A 4,878-nucleotide genomic window follows, 5' to 3' on the forward strand; every position below is an offset into this window, starting at 1 on the left:
GGCGGGGGGGGCGGGGGCGGCCCCTCTGGGGGGGGGGCTCTGGGGGGGCGGGGGCGAGTCCCCCGCCAGCGGGGGGGGGGGGGGGGGGCGGGCGCGGGCGCGGGGGGGGCGCGGGGGGGGGCCCACCGCCTTGCTCCAAGGGCTTGATGCACGGTCCAACTCTTGTGATTCCAGGAGGAATTGACATGGCAAGCACTCGCACCGCCCGCGTTCTGGCCGCCGTCGCCGCGCTTCCGATGGCCATCGTCTTCATGGGCGGGGTGGCCCAGGCGGACAGCGGAGCGATCGCGGCCGGACTCTCGCGTGCCGAGTCCAACGACGGTGACGCCGCACTCATCGGCAGCGGCGCGGGCCTGAACCTCGGCAATTCGACCACCACCCAGCAGGTGGCCAACGGCTCGGGTGCGACGAACAACAACAACACCGCGAACGTCATCGGGTCGGGCATCACGCCGATCAGCCAGCACAACACGAACGTGAGCTTCGGGCCGCTGTGGTGAGGCCGGCCCGGGGGTGCCAGTTCGGTGACGTCGGCCCGGTGAGGCCGGCCCCGGAGGTGCCAGCCGTGGTGATGCCATGAGGCTGACGTGAGGTGATCGGTGGCGGGGGGGCGCCCCCCCGCCGGCCCCCCCCGCGCCGGGGTTTTTGCCCCCCCCCCCCCCCCCCCCCCCCCCCCCCCCCCCCCCCCCCCCCCGCGACTGTTTTCTCCCCCCGCCCCCGACTGCCCCCTGCCCCCTGTCCTCCGTTCCCTGCGTCCCTGTCTCCCGCGCGTCCCCGCGTCCTCGTCTTCGTTGCCGCTGGCGTTGTTCGCTGGTGGCCGGCTCGGGAAGTGGGGGCGGGCGTCGGGGCGGAGGTCTGCGCAATCGGCCTGCGGGGACCTCCGCCCACACATCCGGCCTGAGCCCCTGGCCCGCCTGGCCGGCCCACACGCGTGGCCCGCACCACCCGTGCCCGCGTGGCCCGCGCAACCGGCCCGCGCAACCGGCCCACGCATCCACCCCGCGCATCCCGCCCCACCCCGGCCGCCCCGCATCGCACGTCCGGGCTAGGTCAGGCGGGGGGATCGGGGGCAGACGGCTGAACGGTAGGCGTGTCTGCCGGCGGTGGCGGGTGGTGGTGCCTTCACTCGGTTTATGGGACGAACGTATGGCATGCGCGGGCGTGGCCCGCGGTCTTGGCTCTTTCGGTACCGGTGGTTGCTGAGCGTCGGGTGGGGCGTGGGTGCCCGGTCGCGCCGCGGCGTACGGCTCGGGCGGGAGCCCGGGGCCCACGGGCCGGTGAGCGCGGCGCGGCCCCGGCGGGCGGCTGCGGGGGCGGCCCCCGGGCCCGCGGGGGGGCGGGCCCCCCGGGGGGCCCCCCCCCCCCCGGCCCCGGGGCCGGGCACGCCACACCGGCGCGCCCGGCCCGGTCGCGGGTTCGCCCCGGGGGAGCGGGGAACGTGCGCGGGACGCGTGGGGATGTGCGTGGTTGTGTGGGGCTGTGCGGACGTGCGTGGAGACGTACGAGGTCGTACGAAGCCGTGCGGACGTGCGTGGAAACGTACGAGGTCGTGCGGAAGCGCGGGAAGATGTGCCGGGTCGTACGGGGCCGTACGCGGCGGTCGGGGACACAGACGCGGATACGGGTACGGAATGCCGGAATGCCGGAGCGCCGAGATGCCGAAGGCGCGATGCGGAGGCCAGACCAGGCCGCGCCGCGGCGCCGGGCGCAGGCCCCCCGATGTGGCCCGCCGAGGGCGCCGCCCACGAGCCGGTACGCCCCGGCGGACGGCGGAGCGCCGGCGTAGGGCGACACCGCCAGACGACCGAGCCGGCGGGGGCGCACGGAGTGGTAGGGGGCGCGGCCGGCGGCGCGGGGAAGCTGGCCAACTCGGGCCATCGGCCTCATATCGGCGCGGAGATCGGGCGCGCAGCAGAAGCCGACTGACCGGATTGTGGACGAAGTCTTCCGCTGAGCGAACCCGCTCGCTAGCGTTCCCCCACGCACACGCCCCGTGGCAGCGCCGCCGCGGAGCGCGGCCGGTGCGTGCGAACCGCGACCGGTGGCCTCGTCCGGCGCGCTGCCGATGGGACCGGTGGCGCGGCAAACCGGAACGCCACCCCTCACCCGAGAAGGGGGCGTCGTGACCGCGGAGACCTCTCAGACGCTCGACCGAGGACTACGTGTCCTCAAATTACTCGCCGACACCGATCACGGGCTGACCGTGACGGAACTGTCCAACAAGCTTGGCGTCAACCGCACCGTCGTCTACCGACTGCTCGCCACGCTGGAGATGCACGCCCTCGTCCGCCGCGACATCGGCGGCCGGGCCCGGGTCGGGCTCGGCGTGCTGCGCCTGGGCCGCCAGGTCCACCCGCTGGTGCGCGAGGCGGCCATGCCCGCCCTGCGCGCGCTCGCCGAGGACATCGGGGCCACCGCCCACCTCACCCTGGTGGACGGCGCGGAGGCGCTGGCCGTCGCCGTCGTCGAACCCACCTGGACCGACTACCACGTCGCCTACCGGGCCGGCTTCCGGCACCCGCTGGACCGCGGCGCCGCCGGGCGGGCCATCCTCGCCGCCCGCAACGGCCTCGCCGACAGCGGGTACGCCCTCACCCACGGCGAACTGGAGGCCGGCGCCTGTGGCGCGGCGGCCCCGCTGCTCGGGGTGACCGGCATCGAGGGCAGCGTGGGCGTGGTCATGCTCGCCGAAGCGGTGCCCGAGCGGGTGGGCCCGCGCGTGGTCGAGGCCGCGAAGGAGGTGTCGGACGCACTGCGCTGACCCTCCGCCGTCCCGGGCCGGTGCCAGGCCCGGGCGGCGCACCCGCGGGGGTGCCGGGACAGTGCGGTCGGGCCTGCCTGCCGGAGCCACCGGGACAGCGCAGCCAGCCACCCCTACCCGCCGGGCCCGCCAGGGCAGTGCGGCCGACCCCGCCAGCCGGGGCGTCCTTTAGGGTGGCGGGCGTGTCTCCTCGCGCTCGTATCCTCGCGGTCTGCTCCACCCTCGTCGTCGCGCTGCTCGCGGTCGCCGCGCTGGCGCCGCTGCCGTTCTCGATCGCCTATCCCGGGCTGACCGCGAACGTGCTCGGCACCGACCAGGGCAAGCCCGTGATCACCATCACCGGCGCCGAGACCCGGCAGACCAGTGGCCAACTGCGGATGACGGCCATCGTCGCCACCGGACCCGATGCGGACATCCGGCTGAAGGACGTGGTCAGCGGCTGGTTCAACAAGGGCCGTGCGGTGATGCCGCGGGACTCCGTCTACCCGTCGGGCGACTCGCCCGAAGAGGTGGACCGGCACAACCGCAAGGAGATGGAGGAGTCCCAACACACCGCGGTCAAGGCCGCGTTGGGCTATCTGAACCGGTCGCCCAAGGACGTCAAGGTGACCCTGCGGCTGGCCGGCGTCGGCGGGCCGAGCGCCGGGCTGATGTTCACCCTCGGCATCGTCGACAAGCTGGACGGCGACGGCCGCGGCGGCGACCTCACCGGCGGCCGGGTCATCTCCGGCACGGGCACCATCGACGCCGACGGCAAGGTGGGCCCGGTGGGCGGCGTCGGCCTCAAGCCGAAGGCGGCCAAGCGGGACGGCGCCAGCGTCTTCCTGGTCCCCAAGGAGCAGTGCTCGGACGTCACCGAAGAGCTCCCGAAGGGCCTCAAGCTCATCCCGGTCAAGGAGCTGGGGGACGCGGTGACCTCCCTCCGCAGCCTCGCGGCGGGCAAGCCGGTCCCCTCCTGCTGACGCCGCCCCCCGCTCAGCCCTTCCTGACGAAGCCCTCGTCGACCAGCCAGTCCAGTGCCACCTCGTGCGGGTCCTCGCCGTCCACGTCCACCCGGGCGTTGAGGCGTTGCGCGATGGCGTTGGTCAGCCGGCGGGTGATCGGGGCCAGCACCTCCGCGATCTCCGGGTGCTTCCGGAGCGCCTTGGCGTTGACGGACGGGGCCGCGTTGTAGTTCGGGAAGAAGTGCCGGTCGTCCTTCATGATCCGCAGCCGCATCGCCGGGATACGGCCGTCGGTCGAGTTGACCTCGCCGAACGTGCAGGTCGAGCCCTTGCGGACCTCCCGGTAGATGACGCCGGCGTCCATCTTCTTCACCCGTGAGCCGGGCAGGTCCATCCCGTACGCCTTGCGCATGCCGGGCAGCCCGTCCTCGCGGACCGCGAACTCGGTGTCCACGCAGAACGTGATCCGCTCGCCGCGCCGGGTCGCCGCCGCCACGTCGGACAGCGTGCGCACGCCGTACTTCTCGGCGTTGGCCGCGTTGACCGTCGTGGCGTACGTGTTGTTGAGCCGGGCCGGCGGCAGCCAGGAGACGCCGTGCGCGCGGTCCTGGTCGCGGACCGCGCGCCACTGCGCGGCCGGGTCGACGATGGGCTTCACGTTGCCCAGATAGGTGATCCACGCGGTGCCCGTGTACTCGTACATCGCGTCCGCGTCGCCCGACTTGATCGCCTCCCGGGCGCCGATCGAGCCCTGGATGCCGGTGCGGTCGAGCACCTTGGCGCCGGCCGCCTGGAAGGCGATGCCCAGGATCTGGCCCAGGATGATCTGCTCGGTGAACTCCTTGGACGTCACCGTGAGGTCGGCGCCGGCCAGCGGCTCGCCGCGGCCCACCGTGCCCGGCCGCACGTCGTCGGCCATCCTGCTGCCGCTGTGCAGCCCGCAGCCGCCGAGCAGGGCGGGGGCCAGCAGCGCCGCCGCGACCCCGACGGCGAGCGGGGCCCGCCCGCGACGCCCGCCCCCGATCCCGACCGCGGCCGGGACGCCCGTCGCCGGGGCGCCCGCGGCGGGTGTGCCGCCGGCCGGGATGCCTGTACCGGATGTGCCCGTACGGGATGTGCCCGTACGGGATGTGCCCGTACGGGATGTGCCCGTACGGGATGTGCCCGTACGGG

General features: G+C 74.8%; 4 protein-coding genes. 3 read left to right on the forward strand and 1 reads right to left on the reverse strand.

All coding sequences use genetic code 11. The features are described from left to right. The first annotated feature begins 185 nt into the window (after positions 1-185). The 3 genes from AAHZ94_RS28440 (at position 186) to AAHZ94_RS28450 (ending at position 3,723) form a co-directional block, all read left to right on the forward strand. Entirely contained in the window at positions 186-500 is a 315-nt protein-coding gene (locus tag AAHZ94_RS28440) for a hypothetical protein (protein WP_349996433.1), read from the forward strand. A 1,622-nt stretch (positions 501-2,122) separates the two neighbouring features. After that, the gene (locus AAHZ94_RS28445) at positions 2,123-2,761 is read left to right on the forward strand and encodes an IclR family transcriptional regulator (protein WP_349996435.1); all 639 of its coding nucleotides are present in this window, start codon (positions 2,123-2,125) and stop codon (positions 2,759-2,761) included. A 182-nt stretch (positions 2,762-2,943) separates the two neighbouring features. Continuing rightward, positions 2,944-3,723 (forward strand): S16 family serine protease, encoded by a 780-nt coding sequence (locus tag AAHZ94_RS28450; RefSeq protein ID WP_349996437.1) that lies wholly within the window; start codon positions 2,944-2,946, stop codon positions 3,721-3,723. Between the two features lie 13 nt (positions 3,724-3,736). Here the strand turns inward: AAHZ94_RS28450 and AAHZ94_RS28455 are convergent, their stop codons facing one another. Next, a complete protein-coding gene (locus AAHZ94_RS28455; RefSeq protein ID WP_502964808.1) occupies positions 3,737-4,675 on the reverse strand; it encodes a glycine betaine ABC transporter substrate-binding protein in 939 nt (312 codons plus the stop codon). Positions 4,676-4,878 lie beyond the last annotated feature (203 nt).

Origin of the sequence: Streptomyces sp. HSW2009, from assembly GCF_040240285.1 — a bacterium.
Taxonomy (GTDB): Bacteria; Actinomycetota; Actinomycetes; order Streptomycetales; family Streptomycetaceae; genus Streptomyces.